The organism is Granulicella tundricola MP5ACTX9 (assembly GCF_000178975.2).
Taxonomy (GTDB): Bacteria; Acidobacteriota; Terriglobia; order Terriglobales; family Acidobacteriaceae; genus Edaphobacter; species Edaphobacter tundricola.
On sequence record NC_015065.1, the window covers coordinates 1 to 17,232 of the forward strand.

7 protein-coding genes are annotated in these 17,232 nt (G+C 60.8%); 5 read left to right on the plus strand and 2 right to left on the minus strand.

The features are described from left to right. Window positions 1–318 precede the first annotated feature (318 nt). On the plus strand, window positions 319–1,605 hold the full coding sequence (locus tag ACIX9_RS20425) for a mandelate racemase/muconate lactonizing enzyme family protein (RefSeq protein WP_013582098.1): 1,287 nt from the start codon (window positions 319–321) through the stop codon (window positions 1,603–1,605). Here the strand turns inward: ACIX9_RS20425 and ACIX9_RS20430 are convergent. Continuing rightward, window positions 1,575–4,364, minus strand: coding sequence for an outer membrane beta-barrel protein (locus tag ACIX9_RS20430; protein WP_013582099.1), 2,790 nt, complete (start codon window positions 4,362–4,364; stop codon window positions 1,575–1,577). The genes ACIX9_RS20425 and ACIX9_RS20430 overlap by 31 nt on opposite strands. 374 nt (window positions 4,365–4,738) lie before the next feature. Here ACIX9_RS20430 and ACIX9_RS20435 point away from each other — a divergent pair, with 374 nt between their 5' ends. Continuing rightward, window positions 4,739–5,167, plus strand: coding sequence for a hypothetical protein (locus tag ACIX9_RS20435; protein WP_013582100.1), 429 nt, complete (start codon window positions 4,739–4,741; stop codon window positions 5,165–5,167). 71 nt (window positions 5,168–5,238) lie between these two features. Here the strand turns inward: ACIX9_RS20435 and pulA are convergent, their stop codons facing one another. Further along, window positions 5,239–8,676: a pullulanase-type alpha-1,6-glucosidase gene (gene pulA / locus ACIX9_RS20440; RefSeq protein ID WP_013582101.1), complete on the minus strand. Its 3,438-nt coding sequence runs from the start codon at window positions 8,674–8,676 to the stop codon at window positions 5,239–5,241. Between the two features lie 159 nt (window positions 8,677–8,835). On the opposite strand from pulA, the gene ACIX9_RS20445 reads away from it, so the two are divergent. The 3 genes from ACIX9_RS20445 (at window position 8,836) to ACIX9_RS27500 (ending at window position 17,127) form a co-directional block, all read left to right on the plus strand. Beyond that, complete coding sequence (locus ACIX9_RS20445) at window positions 8,836–11,784, plus strand: sensor histidine kinase (RefSeq protein WP_013582102.1); 2,949 nt, start codon at window positions 8,836–8,838, stop codon at window positions 11,782–11,784. A 23-nt stretch (window positions 11,785–11,807) separates the two neighbouring features. After that, window positions 11,808–12,467, plus strand: coding sequence for a response regulator (locus ACIX9_RS20450; protein ID WP_232298932.1), 660 nt, complete (start codon window positions 11,808–11,810; stop codon window positions 12,465–12,467). A 202-nt stretch (window positions 12,468–12,669) separates the two neighbouring features. Beyond that, window positions 12,670–17,127 (plus strand): Ig-like domain repeat protein, encoded by a 4,458-nt coding sequence (locus ACIX9_RS27500; protein WP_041598080.1) that lies wholly within the window; start codon window positions 12,670–12,672, stop codon window positions 17,125–17,127. Window positions 17,128–17,232: the final 105 nt, after the last annotated feature.

Sequence of the window (17,232 nt, forward strand, 5' to 3'; positions counted from 1 at the left end):
GGTGGATTGTCAGCCGGGACAGGTAACAAACATGTATTGTGAGGCGGTGGCGGGATGGAAAAGACTATGAAGATGGTCTTGCAACGGTAGTCAGCAGCGCATCGGACTGGGAGCTTCAGAGGCAGAGAGGCGTGCAGGTACAGGCGCAATACATGTTTGTCACCTGCTACACATGACAAGTTCGTGCGGAGCCATCTAGGGTGGTGGGGTAGAGAAATCGGTAAGGATTGCGTCCCCAACCGACTGCTCTTTTATGATCTTCATGCTTCGCTTCAACCGAACATCAAACATCGTCTTCATTCATTCAGGGAAAACATCATGCAGACCGACCGCCGCAATCTACTGAAGACCGCACTTACCGCAGGGGCCGCCGCGATGGCTCCCGGCGCTGCGCTTGGCCAGTTCCTCAACGCTCCCCGTCATGGCCTGCCGGGCAACCTGCAGGAGCGCTATGCGAAGCTGGACGCCGTGCTGCAGCAGCCGGTCTTCAAGCGCGAACAGTTCACCTCTCCGGTGATTATTGAGAGCGTTGAGTTGCTGCACTATAAGAACTCCTATCTGTGCCGGGTGCGGTCGAAGGATGGGGCGGAGGGGATTTCGATCTCGAACTCGCAGCAGATGGCGGTGCTGTATCCGCTGTTCGTGGATCGGATTGCGCCATTCTTTATTGGAAAAGACGCTCGCGATATCGAGAGCCTGATTCCGGCGGTGACGGTCTACGAGAGCAACTATAAGACGCAGAGCCTGGCGATCTGGGTGCCGATTGCGACGATCGAGTTTGCAATTCTGGATATGTTTGGCAAGATGGCGAACAAGTCGATTGGCCTGTTGATCAGCGACAAGATCTATAACCCTTCGATCTCCGTGTACCAAGCGAACGGTGAGCGGGACAACACGGCGGAGGAGGTTATCGAACATCTGAAGCGGGATGTGGCGCTGTCTCACGCGAAGGCGATCAAGTTCAAGCTGGGCGGGCGGATGAGCCATACGGAGTCTCCGAAGGGCCGCAGCGAAAAGCTGATTCCGCTGGTGCGCAAGACGTTCGGCGACCAGATGATTATCTCTGCCGATGCGAACGGATCGTATACGGCGAATCAGGCGATCCCGATCGGCAAGCTGATGCAGGAGTACAAGTACGCGTTCTACGAAGAGCCTGTGCCGTTCGACTGGTATGAGGAGACGAAGAAGGTTGGGGATGCGCTGGAGATTCCGATTGCGGGCGGTGAGCAGGAGCCGAGTACGCATAACTTCCGCTGGCTGATTGCGAACGGCGGGCTTTCGATTGTGCAGCAGGATATGTTTTACTTTGGCGGCATGATGCGGTGCATGCAGGTGGCGCGGATGGCGAATGCGTTCGGCAAGCAGTGCATTCCACACATCTCGTCTACTGGGCTGGGGTATCTGTACATGATGCACTTTGTCTCCGCGATCCCGAACTCCGGGCCGTATCACGAGTTCAAGGAGTTCAATAACACGCTGCCTTACAAGTGCGCGACCTCCACGCTGGTGCCGGATGCGAATGGCGTGATCAAGGTTCCTACAGGGCCGGGGGTTGGCGTGGAGATCGATCCTGATTACATTGCCAAGCACGAGGTGCCGTTGTAGGAGGCGGCCAGGGTGTTATCGCGCGTGGCCAACGTGCTGAGCAACTGGCGGGGAATCACGTTGAGCTGCGTGGCCCCGACGGGCAGATGAACCGAGTGGTTGCCGACGTAATCCACCTCAACCAGGAGGCTGGGTGTCAGCGACTGCTGCACGCCGAGGTTCCAGCGCAGGGAGTACGGATCATGCACGGCTGGCGCCGCGAACGCCACCGTCTGGCCCAGGAAGGTGCTTGCGCCGAGTGAGCTGCCGGGTGCGACGGTGAAGCCATTAGGAAATGGGTTGGAGAGCGTGTTTGCCGTGGTCAGGTAGTTGTTGTTCGTCGCGACGTAGGGCGTCGTGCTGGTAAAGCCTTCGTTGTTGACCTGCGCGCTTGAAGAGGTGGTGCCGTTTGCGCCTAGGTTGGAGAGGTTGATGGGCTGCACGAACATGGCAAAGCCGCCACGGATGACCGTCTTCTTATTAAGCGCAGGCGGTGTGAAGCTGAAGCCGATGCGCGGGCTGACGTTGTGCGAAAGCGTCTGGTAGATGGCACCGTTGGTCGCGCCGGTGGGATAGGTCAGGCCGCCGCTGGTGTTGAAGGAGCCGGCTGGAACCTGGCTGATCGGACTCGCCGCATAGGCCGCTGCCGCAGCTCCGGAGACGTTTGTCGCGGCCGTCGGGTTGAAGCCGTTGACGACGCGGCTGAGCTTCTCTTCCTGGGGGTTCTGGTGGTCGTAACGCAGGCCGAGGTTGAAGGTCAGGTTGTCGTTGACGCGCCAGTCATCCTGAACGAAGAAGGCCATGTAGTAGGCATGCATGTTGGCCGTGGTGGCCTGGGTGTAGTTGCCGGCGGTGGGCAGGCCCAGCAGAAAACTGGCGAGCTCATAGGCAACCGGTTTGGGTGCAGAGCCGGAGGAGCTGGACTGCAGGAAGGTGGGGCCGAAGGTGAAGTTGCCGGAGGCGTCACCGAAGGTCGTGAGGTCAAGCCGGTATTGGCGGCCGTCGCCTCCTACCTTGATGGTGTGCCGCCCGGCCACTTTGACTAGATCTCCGAAGAGCTGATAACTCTGCGCAGGATCGTTGCTGGCAGTGTTGAAGCCGAGCGTCTGGAAGGTGCTGAAGTTCAGGAAGGGCAGCATGGGGAAGCGGCTGCCAGCGGTGAGCGAGGCTGGGAAGCCGATGGTGGTGGGGGAGAACGAGGTGCTGGCGGGGTAGGTGTATTCGTAGTTGTCGGTCCAGTTGGCGCGGACGTCGAGGACTGTGGATGGATTGACGGTGAAGACCTCGTCGACGGTTGCGCCGCGGTTGCCGCGCGTGGAGCCCTGGCCGGTGGCGCCGTTATCAAAGTAGTCGAACTTGTGATTGATGCGCAGGTTGCGGCGATAGTCCACGACCATGTGGCTGCGTGCGCTCATGTTCCAGTCGATGCGGATGAACTCGTTGTTGAAGGAGTCTGATGCGGGCGAGTTGCTGATGTAGTTTTGCGTACCGTCCGCGTTGGCGGCCGGGATATTTGCGGCAGGGTAAAGCTTCAGGTAGTTCAGCGCGATGGCGTTCAGGGGCAGGCCAGCGGCGGCGAGGTTGTTGTTGGCGATCGGCGAGCGGGTGACCGTGGTGCCGTTCTGCACGGCGGTGAAGGGGTTGAAGATCTGGTACGCGTTGACGGTGCCGTCAGAGCAGTGGCTGGGGTCTGTGCCGAGATAGCCTTTGGGGCAACCGAGCGGCAGCAGGGCGGAGAAGTCGCCGGTGCGTTCGGCGGCTGTGGGGACGGTTAGCAGGGTGGAGGAGGGTGTGGAATCCGGCAATCCTTCTGCCGCTACGAAAAAGAAGAGCTTGTCCGTCCCGTTGAACACGTGGGGAATGCGGATGGGGCCGCCGAAGGTTCCGCCGAACTGGTTGAAGTGCGGCACCGGCCTGGGCTTGATGTTGGCGGGGTTGCTGACGTGCTTGTTGAAGTAGCTATTGGCACCGAGGGGCGAGACGACGCCGAACTCATAGAGCGAGCCGTGGTAGGCGTTCGATCCGGACTTCGTGATCTGGTTCATGACGCCACCGATGGTGTGGCCAAATCCGGCGTCGGTATCGAACGCACGCACGCTGACCTCCTGCACGGCTTCCTGGATGGGGCTGTACGCGATGGCGCCGCTCCAGACCGTGTCCGGTGAGCCATCGAGCAGGATCTCGCTGGTCTGCTGCGGGGTTCCGCCGATGCTGAAGCTGGACGCGCCGTTGTTATCGAAGGGGTGGACCTGGGACGGGTAAGAGGTGGCCACGACGCCGACTGCAAGCTCCGTCAGGACGAGCGGCGTGCGGCCGTTGATGGGGAAGTCTTCAACCTGATGGGTGGTGATGACCTGGCCTACGGATGAGTTTGCGGTGTCGACGAGCGGCGTGTCCGCGTTGACGCTGATGGTCTCCTGCGTGTTCCCGAGGGGGAGGGTGAGATCGATGATGGGGTGGGCGGCGGACTCCAGTGTCAGTCCGCTGCGGAGGACCTTCTTGAAGCCGGTCATCTCGACCGAGACCTCATAGGTGCCGGGCGGGAGGAAGGGGACTACATACTGGCCGGAGGCGTCGGTGAGGGTCTTGTTGAGGGTGCCGGTGGCGGTCTCGCGGATGAGGACTTGCGCGCCTGAGATGGCGGCTCCGGTGGGGTCGGTCACGGAGCCGGAGATGGTGCCGCGGAACTCCTGTGCGCTGAGACCGGGCGCGGCCAGCGAGAGAGCGAGGAACGAAAGGGGCACGAGGGAAGAGCGGAGAGAGTGGCGCGAGTTGATCATGGGGACGGACCTCTTAGGCCTCGTGCTTTTGAGAGCGCGAGAATGTGCTTAACAACAAGCATCGCCACTATAGGCATCTGCAGAATTGAATCAACGCTATGTGAGTAGCAAACATGTTCCGGTGCCGTTACAGGCTGAGCTGCCCGTTTGAATGGAAGAGAAACGAGGCTGCTGTCGGCGATCCGGCTTTGCACGGACCTTGCGGAAGACGTTGCGAATCAGAGCCTAGGAGGCACCCTAGCGGCTGTGACATACACGTTGCTTACGGGTGGTATCCGGGTGCGGGTAAGAAGTCGTTTAGATTTGGGAGGATATCCCAGGCGGGTGCAGGCAACGATCCCCAGCCAGCGACGTATAAACCGAGGAGTGCTGTTATGAAACGATTGATTCCTGCCCTTGCTCTTGCTCTCGCTTCAAGTTTTGTCGCAGCCCAGACTGGCGGTATCACCGTCTGGTCCAAGGGCATGCCGCCCGATGGTATTAAGGGGAAGGCGGAGTTTGGCGATCATGAGCTTTCGATCTCGCACCGCGAGAAGGATGGGCGCGCGGAGCTGCACAAGACAAAGGCGGACGTGATGGTGATCCAGTCCGGCACGGCGACACTGGTTTCGGGCGGTGAGGTCATCGATCCTGTCCCGACCGCTCCAAATGAGATCCAGGGCTCTGGGATTCGCAATGGGACGAAGCGCACGGTTGGGCCGGGGGATGTGATCGAGATTCCTATTGGGGTGCCGCACCAATTCTTCCTGGCGCCCGGGACGCAGATCACCTACGTGGTCGTGAAGGTGGTCAAACAACCTTAGGCCTGCCGGGTTGCGGAGAGCAAAAAGATGAGGACCATTTCTGGTCCTCATCTTTTTATGGCGGCTTGTTTCTACTGGTTGACGAAGACGACCGTGGTCAGGGAGGGGACGGTGAGCGTTCCTTTCTGGCGGTCGAACCTGGCGGTCTCCTTCAGGGTTGGATCGGCCTCTGCCTGCAGCGGATCAAGTTTGAGGGTAAGGCCTTTCAACTGCGCCGCTGTGAAGCTCTGCTCCTGGTCGCTGGCGTTGAAGACTACGACGATCTGGCCGTAAGGACCATAGTTGCGTGCGTTCGCCTGCAGATTCATCACGATCAGGCCGGGGACCTGGGACGGACCCGCGTTCAGGAACGTGAGGTGCTGCTGGATCTCCGCTGCGTTGGACATGCTGAAGAGCGGCGAGCTCTCGCGAATGCGCAGGAAGGTCTGGAAGGCGCGGGTTGTGCTCTGGATATCGGCTGGTTGCGGTTTGTAGGCACCGTTGGCGAGCAGCGGTTGCTGGAAGCTCCACTGCGAGCTGTTCTGGCTGGCGATGGGCAGGCCGATGCCCCAGTTGTTGCCGGTCCCCGTCCAGTCGATCTTGTTGAACCAGTCTCCAGAGTCATAGGCGTTCTGATCCATGTCCCTTGACCGCAGTAGATCGTCGCCGGCATGGAAGAAGGGCACGCCCTGGCCGAGGGCGACGAGGCTCATTGCGAGGACCTGACGCTTGGCACGGATGGCGGACGAGTCGTTGAGCGAGGCCTTGACCTGGATGGTGTCGAAGAGATCCTGGTTGTCGTGGACGGAGACGTAGTTGACTGCTTCGATCGGCGTGGCGGTGTAGCCTGTCGGCTGGCCCTGGTAGTCGAGCTGCGCACCGGTGATCGTCTTGCCGGTGGCATCGACGAAGGTGTAGTCGCGCAGGTTGCCGGTCAGGCCAACCTTGATCCAGTCGGTGCGATGGAGGAGCGTCGACTGCTGGTCTGCGGCAGAGGTTCCGGCGATGGAGGTTGTGTAGAGGCTTGGGTCAGTGAGCAAGCCGGTGGCGAAGCCCTGGACACGCTCGTCGTCAAACGGGCCGCCGCCGCGAACGCCATCGCGCATGCGGTCGTTGAAGCTGCCGATGCCTGTGCCGAAGAGGTTGGACTGCTGAGCGTTGACGCCGAGTGCGCTGTTGGCGGTCTCGCCAAAGCTGAAGCCTTCGCCGTAGATGTAGATCTTGCTTCCGTCGATCCCGTCGCGCTCAGGCGTGAGCTTTGCAAGGGCCTTCTTGATCTCCTCCAGATTCTTGACGAAGGTGAAGCTCATAATGTCGAAACGGAAGCCGTCGATCTTGTACTTCTTGGCGTTCCACAGGATGGCATCCTGCTGTAGCTTGCCCATCATGAGATGTTCTGTGGCCGTATCGGCGCAGCAGCTTCCGGTCTCCAGATTGCCGTCTGCGTCCAGGCGGTTATAGTAGTCCGGCACGACCTCGTCGAGGATCGAGTTCGTCGCCTCACCGAAGCCGCTGGTGTGATTGAAGACCACATCCTGGATCACGCGCAGGCCGGCGTGGTGCAGGCTCATGACCATCTCGCGATACTCCCGGACGCGCTGATCGGGGTTGACGGCGTAGCTGCCTTCTGGGGCTAGGTAGTGATCCGGGTCGTAACCCCAGTTGTAGGCGTCGGCACTCTGGATTGCGGTGACGGCAGCCTGCTGGCTTTGTGAGTCCGGTGCAAAGGAGGTGAGGTCCGGGGTCGTCGCCCAGGTGCTCTTATCCTCATTCACACTGTTGAAGTGGAAGGTGGGCAGCAGATGCACGGCCTTGAGGCCTGACTGTGCCAAGGTCCGCAGATGCTCCATGCCATCCGAGTTCCGGTCCGTGAATGCGAGGTACATGCCGCGGTGAGCGGTCGGAACCGTTTTATCGCCGATGCTGAAGTCCCGCAAGTGCAGCTCATAGATCGTCAGGTCGTTCAGGCGATCCAAGTAGGGCGAACGATCGAAGTCCCAGCCGTATGGCTTGTTCGAGTCGGCGTCGACATCCGTGAGGCGGCTCTTTGTGCCGTTGAGTGCAATGTCGATCGAGTAAGGATCGGACACGATATTCTCCACGACCTGGCGTGTGCTGGGTGCGTAGACCATCTCATCCAGCAGGTAGTATTTGCCGATCCATGACTCATCCAGCTTCGCCACCCAGACGCCATCATGCTCATGCATGGTGACGACCTGCGCCGGAGCCGTATCGGTGGATGCCTTGAAGAGCTGCAGCTTCATCGTCTGCGCGGTGGGCGCCCAGACCTTTACCTTGACGCGCCCGTCTTCATCGTCGGCGAAGTCAGACCAGCAGTCATCAAAGCCGGAGTGCCGCACGATTACGCCAAGCTGACCGGTGTACGCATAGAGATCGTCCAGCACTCCCGCGTTCTGGACCCCGGTGGCATAGCTTGAGGTTCCGTCGCTCTTCAGCACCGTCACTGCGAGCTGTCCCTGTACCAGGTTAAGGTAGGCCGCCGCTGAGATGTTTGCGGGCAGCGTCAAGACTGTGTACCCGGTTGCAAGCTGGGGGAACCGGGCAATCTGCTGCGCCGTCAGGGAGCCGCTAGCCTTTAACGTCACCTTAGTCCCGCCTGTGACGCCGTTGGCTCCGAGCGCCAGGGCCGCGCTCTTGTCACTGGAGAGGTAGTAGCTGCCGCCGGGTGCCGCGTAGGCGTTCTGGATCAGGATTGTCTTCTTGTCGATCCAGAAGGCCTGCAGCTTGAGGAAGTTTGCGTTCAGCAACTGTGCCGCAGTTGGCTGAGTCAGGTAGACTGTTGGATCGCCGGAGATGATCCAGGCTTCGTTGTAGTCCGCGACATCCAGGTGCAGGTCCGCAGGGGTGTTCTTCGTGCCAGTCGCGATGTTATGGACGATGAAGCCGAGGTCGTTCGGATTGGGGATCAGGGGTACATCGTAATAAGCCCCGTACGCATCAGTGCCGGTTGGGAAGATGGGACCGCTGTTGTAGTTGCTTTCATCCTCTGTCGTATCGTTGAAGGCATAGACGGTCCAGTTGGTGTAGATCCCATCCGGACGATAAAAGTGAATTCGCGCCGTATTCGCGGGGATATTGGGATTCTTATGATTGACGGGGATCGGCGGCTGCGTGGTGGTGAGAGAGGTGGCACCGGAAAGTTGGTAGAAGTTGCTGCCTTGTGATGGGTCGGCATACTCATTCTGCGGCGTGTCCTTGGTATCGCCCATGTGCACGATGATGCCGACGCTCTGCGCCCCTGACGCGCCCGCCACCACGCCCACGTCAAAGAATGCGCCAAAGCTATCCGTGCCCGTGACCTGGACGGGGCCGCTCTCGAAGTTGCTGGTATCTTCCGTCGTCTGGCCGAACCCGTAGACGGTCCATCCCGTGTAAACGGCATCGGCACGGTGATAGTGGATGCGGATATGGTTTGCTGGAATGGGCGTCTGCGCCTGGAGGACCACACCAAGGCCGCAAAGCAGGAAAACAAAGAGACGGAAAACTCCCAGGCAGAATTTACGCTGCATAAAACCCTCCAGAAAACGAATGCAGAAGAGTAAGCCAGCACGGAGCAGAGAGTGTCAAGTGTGACAGTCAAAACACTTTGACCTGATGGTGGACGGACCATTCCGCGGATGACGAAATCCCATCCTGTTCTACACTGAGCGCGGAGACACGACACGTTCTTGCGCGCCCCCTCTCTTGTCTTCTTCATCCTGACCTTCGCCGCCAGGCTCCTGTATGCGCAGGCTGATGACGACCTGCGCCATCTCACGCTCAGTAGCTGGACAACCGGGCAGGGGCTGCCACAGAACTTCATCACCGCCATCGACCAGACGCCGGACGGCTTTCTCTGGGTCGGCACGCGCGGAGGCCTCGCACGCTTTGACGGGCTGAACTTCCGCACCTCCTTTGCCAATGAACCGGCTGGCATCCACAGCGCTGTCAATGACATTGCTCATGATGCCGACGGCCGTTTATGGATCACGACCAACCTGGGCCTGATCTCAGAGACCCACGGCATCTGGCAGCAGGTGTCGCTCCCTGCGAATGAAAACGGACAGCCAGGGCGACTGGCACGGTCGCATGACGGCACGCTTCTGGTCCGGCTTGGCGAGACTGTCTGGCACCTGGATCCCCGCACGCTGCACTTCAGCCCCGTGTACGGTATGCCCGCAAAACTGCGCAGCTTCGCAGAAGACGGCAGCGGCAATCTATGGCTCACTGACGGGGAGGCGGTGACGGAGATCGAGCCCGGTGGCAAGACTTCACGGTTTCCGCTCCATGACGCAGGCCTTATCAAGGTTGAGAGAGATGGGCGTGTCTACGCGGGAGACGGTCATCATCTTTACCGGTTTGAAGGCACAGGCTTCATGCGGATGGAGAAGAGCGGCACGGAAGAGTTCGTCGATATGACGATCGCTCATGACGGCTCGTTGTGGATGGCGGCCGGGGGGCTTGAAGGTATCTCCCGCAAGACCGGCCAAGGCCTGCAGCGCATGAGTATGCGGGAAGGGCTCGCCTCCAACGATGTTCGTCTACTCTTTGAAGATCGCGACGGGGCAATGTGGCTTGGGACTATCTCCGGGCTGCAACTTCTGCGGCGCGGCTCGTTCGTATCGTATGCGAATGAGGGTTTGGCTGCGGTTACCGCGCAGTATGACGCCATCTTTCAGGCTGCCGACCGATCCATCTGGACCGGGACGCTGCAAGATGGGATCTCAGTCTTTCGTGATGGCAGATGGAAGACCTTTGCGATCAAGGAAGGTGTGCGACGAGGCCAGGTGCGTGGCTTTGCGGAAGACGGAGCAATGCCTATCGTTGCCATCGCGGACTATGGGCTCTTCCGCTGGAACGGAAGACGCTACGAGAAGATGCCGAATGTTCCGGCAGGCTATGTCACATCACCCCTACGCACTGCGGACGGTAGCCTCTGGTTCAGCATCGTCCGGCAAGGACTCTTCCGTCTGCGGGATGGCAAGCTTCAGTCGTTCGGAGCAGCCGAAGGGCTGACCGATACAAGGATATGGTGCCTGCTTCCGGACCATGAAGGGGGCGTGTACGCAGGCTCCAACGGCGGTATCTTCCACTTCAGTAACGGCCAGTGGAAGCACGAGTTTTTAGAGCTGCATGAGACTGTCCTGACGCTGGCCTATAACTCGGCGGGAGAGCTTCTGGCCGGCACCAATAGCGGGCTTACGATCCTTGGTCACAGCGGAGCCAAAACGATTGGCCGCGCCCAGGGCCTGCTGAGTGATCCTGTGCTGCAGCTTGTTGAAGACGCGGAGCGTAGTGTGTGGGTGGCCACCTCAGCGGGAATCAGCCGCATAACCGCGCCGCAGATGGATGCGTTTCGCACGGGCCGTTCGCAGAAGGTCATCCCTCAACTCTTTACGGATCACGATGGTCTCCCCAGTCGAGATCTTCTGCCTGTCAGCCATGTCCTCGGGCTGAGAGCGGCAGATGGGCGGCTCTGGTTCGCGATGCAGCGCGGACCGGCCTCCGGGAACGCGTTGCCGGAGGCCGCGCCGGTTGCCATGCATGACGACATCGCCATTGACGGCATCGGGCAACCGGATGAGACCGTCCGCGTGCGGCCTGGACGTCATCGCCTGATCTTCGCATTTACCGCGCCGTCATTCGACGCGTCGGAGATGATTCGTTTTCGCTACAGGCTCATCGGTTGGGATAACGCCTGGATTGATGCCGGGGGCCTGCGTGAAGCAACGTATGCAGGACTACCTCCTGGACACTTCAGCTTTGAGGTGCAGGCTATCGGCCGTGGTGGTGTTGCAGGTCCAATCGCACGCATCCCTTCGGTCGATCTGCTGCCCTTCTTCTGGCAGACACGATGGTTCGTTGTGCTCGCGGCGATCATCGGCATAGCGCTCATCATCGAGTTCACACGCCGCCGCACATTGCTTCGCGCTCGCCGCATGAGTCTTCTCTTTCAGGAGCGTGCGGCGGAACGTGAGCGCATCGCGTATCTCATCCACGACACCGTCATCCAGGATCTCATCGGCGCAACGCTCTATCTCGAGATTGCTGAGATGGAGTTGGCCGCCGGGGAGCTTGATCCGAGCAAGCCTCTCGAAGGTCTGGCTGCGAGACTGCGCGAGAGCATCGCGCGCAGCCGCAGCATGGTCGCGAACCTGCATGCGACCTCCCTGCCGGAGCATAGTCTGCTGGATGTGTTGCGGTTGGCTGAAGCGGAGTTTCGGCTCGCCGCGCAGCCCGCGTTCCGCGTGAGCTATACGGGAGAGCCACGGGCGATCGATCCGCTTCTACGCGATGAGGTCTACCGCGTTTGCAGGGAGGCGATCGCGAACGCCTTTCGCCATGCGAATGCGCAAAACATCAATGTTCATACGGATTTTGAGCCGCACGCTCTCGCCGTGGAGATCGTGGACGACGGCCTCGGCATGGATGAAACGCTGCAGAGAATCGGCCGCCCTGGACACTTCGGGCTCCCGGCGATGCGCTCTCACATGGAGCGCATCGGTGCCGCGTTCAGCATCGAATCCGCTCCCGGAAAAGGTACTCGCGTTCGACTTCGCACACACACTTCTTCGCGAACTCGCGTATGGTCATGGTTGCGAGCGCATGGACACGGCCGGTTATCGCGCCACTCGTAGTCGCGCTCATGAAAGGACCTGCTTTGACTCACTCAACTTCTTCTTTCCCGCCGGCGGAGGCTGCTGCGCCCTCGCTCTCTGTGCTCATCGTGGACGATCATCCGATGGTGCGCGAAGGCCTGGCCGGCATCCTGATGCGCTCCGGCATTGAAGTGGCCGGGCTGGGTGCAACGGGGAGGCAAGCTATTGAGCTATTTCAATCCACCAGGCCTGATGTTGTCCTTCTCGACCTTCGCCTGCCGGACAGCAGCGGCGTGCAGGTGCTGCGTGAGATTCGCGCGTTGGATGCGGATGCGCGTGTCGTCATGCTCACCTCCTCGCAGGCGGATGCAGAGATCTACTCCGCGATGAGCGCTGGCGCCAGCGGCTATCTGCTCAAAGGCATCGACGGCTCGACGCTCGTGCAACAGTTGCGCCATGTAGCCTCGGGTGGCCGCGCCATGTCCCCGGAGGCGCTGGAAAAGTTCACCGACTACCTGACGTCGCGCAAGCTCTCCGAGCGCGAGATCGAGGTCTTGCGCCTCGTCGCGAAAGGCAACAGCAACAAGGAGATAGCCGCCCAACTATTCGTCACGGAGGACACGATCAAGGTCCACGTGCGGAGCATGTTGGCAAAGCTTCACGCCTCGGACCGCACCCAGGCGGTCGTCATCGCGATTCAACGTGGCCTGCTTGAGCTCTAATCGCCACTACTCGAAAGAGTAGTTCGAATTCTAGCCTTTACGGGTCTATCGCTCAGATTCATCCAGCCCTAACATTCAATCAATCCTCACCTTGTTGCTTTGTACTGTTTGCCCTTCCAGGCATGACAGCGAAGCTCTCTGTCGCTGCACGACCTGCGTTACCCGGAGGCTTTCGATGCGCCGTCTTACTTCCTTGAAACTCATGTCCTCTCACGCAGCCGTGCTGCTGACCGCCGCTTTGCTTCCTGCCGCTGCCGTCAGCCAGGTGAAGCCGCTCATCACGAAGAAGATCGACGCAAACAGCCGCGCCAGCCTGACGCATTCGATTCCGGCACCCGTCTCCAAGGCGACTGACCTTGGCCGCGTGTCGTCGAACCTTCCCATGAAGGACATGCTGCTGACGCTTCAGCCCAGCGATACGCAGAAGGCGAGCCTTGAAGCCTTCCTCGGCGACGTGCAGAATCCGTCCTCGCTCAACTTCCACAAGTTCCTCTCGCCCTTCGACTTCGGCATCGCTTACGGTCCTGCGCAAGCAGACATCGACACCGTTTCAGCGTGGCTCACCAGCCAGGGTTTCCAGGTGGAAGGCATCGCCGCTTCGCACACCTGGATTCGCTTCTCAGGAACAGCCGCCACGGTCGAGACCGCGTTCGGTACGCAGATGCACAACTACCAGGCTGACGGCGTAAAGCGCATCTCGAACTCGACCGAGCTCACTATTCCCAGCGCCCTCGCCCCCGTGGTGAGCAGCGTTCTCAGCTTGAACAACTTTGAGAAGCGTTCGTTTCACACGCCGGTGAACAGCGTCACGCGCAACAGCGCAGGCAAGCTGATGCGAGCTGCCACCACGCAGGCGCAGCCGGCGGTGAGCAACGCCGACGGAACGGTGGTCCCGGCGTTCACCTCGCAGAGCCAGCCGGAACAGAATCTTCTCGCGCCCGGCGACTTCGCCAAGATCTACAACACCTCATCGATCGTCGCCAACGGCAATAATGGCACGGGTGTCTCCATCGCCATCGTCGGTCGTTCGGATATCAGCTTGTCTGATGTGGAGACCTTCCGCACGCTCTTCAAGCTGCCGTACAACGATCCCACGTTCATCAACGCCAACGCAGATCCCGGCGTGGTCGTAGGGGATGACGAAGAGGCCATCCTCGACGTTGAGTGGTCCGGCGCCGTCGCTCCGATGGCCCAGATCAAGTACGTCATCGGCGGCTCGACCGCCACCACGGACGGCGTCGACATCTCCGCCGCCTACATCGTCGATAACAAGATCGCCCCCATTATGAGCCTCAGCTTCGGCGAGTGCGAACAGGCGCTCGCCCCGGCTGAGTTGCTGTTCTACAACAATCTTTGGCAGCAGGCTTCCGCAGAGGGCATCTCGGTCCTCGTCTCCGCTGGCGATAACGGCTCCAGCGCCTGCCTGGCTCAGAACACCCATTTCGCCACCAGTCTGGGCTTCGGCGTCAGCGGTCTCGCGTCCACGCCGTACAACACGGCAGTCGGCGGCACGGAGTTCAACGACCCCACCCCGGACACCTTCTGGACTCCCACGATTAACGCCGACCAGTCTTCCGCCAAGGGGTACGTCCCGGAGTATGTCTGGAACGAAACCTGCAATACCGCCGCACCCACCACGACCTCCAACTGCTACTTCCAGCAGGCAGCCTCGGCTCCCGCCTTTGCAGGCAGCGGCGGCGCGAGCACGTGCTCCACCCATGGCACCTCACCCAGCATCCTCACCGGTCTCTACGCTTGCACCTCGGGCTATGCCAAGCCATCCTGGCAGACCGGCCTGGGCGTTCCCGCTGATAGTCAGCGCGACGTTCCCGACGTCTCGCTCGCCGCCGCCGGCGGACATGACGGTTTCCTGCTTTGCTACAACGGTTCCTGCCAGTACACCACCAACTCCGATGGTTCCTTCTCATTGACGCAGGCCAGCGTCATCGGCGGCACCTCGGCCTCAGCGCCCTCCATGGCCGGCATCCTCGCGCTCGTCGAGCAGAAAAACGGCCAGTACCAGGGCCTTGCAAACTACAAGCTCTACGCGCTCGCCAACGCACAGACCTCAACCTGCAACTCCAGCACGCAGACTGATCCTACGCAATCCAGCGCATGCGTCTTCCATGACATTACGGAAGGCTCCAACACCATGACCTGCACCGGCACCACGGCCGGCTGCACGGTTGCCGTCCCCGGCACCACCACCTATAAGCAGTTGAGTGGCTGGGCCGCAACCCCTGGCTACGATCTTGCCACTGGCCTTGGCACCATCAACGCAGCGAACCTCGTCTCTGCCTGGGGCAATATCTCCCAGACCGCAACGACCACGTCCCTGACGCTCTCGTCCACCACCATCACCCACGGCTCGCCTGTCATCGTCGCCTCCACGGTCACACCTGCCAGCGGCACCGGCACTCCGTCGGGTTCGCTGCTGCTGGTCGCCACCGGAACTACCTCAACACCGGGCCCTGTGCTTGCAAGCGCACTGACTGCGGGAGCCCTTAACGCCTCCGTGAGCAGCCTACCTGGCGGCACGTACGCACTCACCGCGCAGTATGGTGGTGACGCTGCCTTCACCGCAAGCACCTCCTCTGCCGTCAACGTCACCATCGCTCCTGAATCGAGCGCCATGACCGTGGCAACCCTCGTCAAGAGCCGCTTCTTCGTCCTCGGCAGACAGCCCATCGTCTCAGGAACCAGCGTGGGCCTTGACGCAAACTGGTTCATCTCCATCGGCATGGCCGGCAAATCCGGCGCAGGCATTCCCACCGGCTCCGTCAACATCACGCAGGGCACCTCGGTCATTGGCTCCTTCCCTCTCGACAAGACCGGCGCCATCTACATCACCTGCGGTCCGTACACGTCCTGCGACTACCCCATCGGTACCTACACCTTCACCGCCACCTACTCCGGCGATAGCAGTTTCAGCGCCATCACCCAGACCTTCCCCTTCGCCATCACCAAGGGCACCGCCAACTACTCCGTCAGCGCGGATCGCCAGATCGTAACCACCGGCACCCCTGTTACTGCCACGGTCTACATCGGTTACGACCCGGCCGTCCTGCCCACTGGCACCGTAAGCCTGTACCGCGATGACACAAAAGCGGTTCTCGGCACCGGCACCATCAACGCCTCCGGCAATGCGGTCATCACCTTCAACGCTCCAGTTGGCAGCTATGGCGCGGACGCCTCCTGGACGGGCGATACCAACTACACGGCTGGCATCGCCAGCAGCTATCCAGACATGACGGTCACAGCCCCCGCCGGCATCGTCACCACATCCGCCCTCAAGGTCTCTGCCGCCACCTCGTCGCTCGGCAAGCAGACCTCCTTCGCAGTCAGCATCACCCCGGCTTCGAAGGATAGCAGCGGCGCAGTACCCACCGGCACGGTCACGCTGTACTCCAAGGAAGAAGGTCAGATCAGCGCAGCGGTCCCCGTCACCGGCAGCGCCGTAACCCTCTTCGTCCAGTGGCCCATCGCAGGAACAGAGACGGTCTACGCCGTCTACTCCGGCGACACCAAATACTCAACCAGCACCTCCGCTCTGTCAGCTGTCGCCGTCAGCCAGGCGACACCGTCTCTCAGCCTCACCACCCTCGCTCCTTACGTTGCCGTAGGCGGCCGGGACAGCATCACTGCAGTCCTCACCAGCGCGGTCTCTTCCACCAGCGCGCAGACGCCCACCGGAACCATCCAGTTCTTTGACGCACTGAACGGTGCGGCATCGACCACGCTCGGAACACCGCAGGCCATCAACGGCGGCAACGGTGGCGTGATTCTCTCCACCCTCGCACCCGTCCTCGCCTCCGGCTCGCACGTCATCACGGCTGTTTACTCGGGCGATACCAACTGGACCACCGCCACCTCAACTACCTCGGTCACCATCGTATCCACCACCGCGAACTTTATCTTCACTGGTCCCAAGGGCTTGACTATCACCGCCGGACAGTCGGGAACGTTGGCGCTCAGCACCTCCAGCATCCTCGGCTTCTCAACCCCCGCTGCCATCACTTGCGGTGGTACCTTGCCGGAGGGATTCTCCTGCGGGACATCCACCATCACCCCCGGTACGGCGGGCACCCTCGCAGTCACCTCCACCGCTCCGGGTACCGTCATTGCCGCCTTCATCAACGGGCACGATGTACTCCCCTGGAAGGTTCCTGGAGCGGTGACGCTCGCCGGCCTGGCTCTCTTCCTCATGCCTCGCCGCCGTCGCTTCACGTCATTGGTCGCCCTGCTGCTGGCGGCTTCGTTTGCAGTGCTGAACCTCTCCGGTTGCGGTGGAGCGGGCACACCCGCAACCTCGCAACTCTCCATTACCTCAACCAACACGAAGGTGGCCTCAGGCTCGCCTGCCGTCTTCAACGCCCTCGTCTCTGGCGGGTCGAACCCCACAGGAACCATCACCTTCTCGGATGCCGGCACGGTCATCGGGACCAGCCCCGTGACCAACGGAGTTGCCTTGTTCAGCACCAGCACATTGTCCGTAGGAACGCACGCCATCACCGCGTCCTACGCCGGTGACAACAACAACGCCGCAAGCAAGTCCAGCGACACGTTGAACCAGACGGTCACCGGAACCTTCAGCCTGACGGTGAACGCCACCGCCGGAGCCGTAATCCACACCACCACCGTACCAGTCACTCTCCAGTAGTCGTAACGTAACGCTTGCCTCCAACGCCTGGGCCACAGCAATGTGGTTCAGGCGTTTCTTTGGCTGCCAAGGGGCAATGGAAAGTCGATGCCTTGGTTTAAGAGC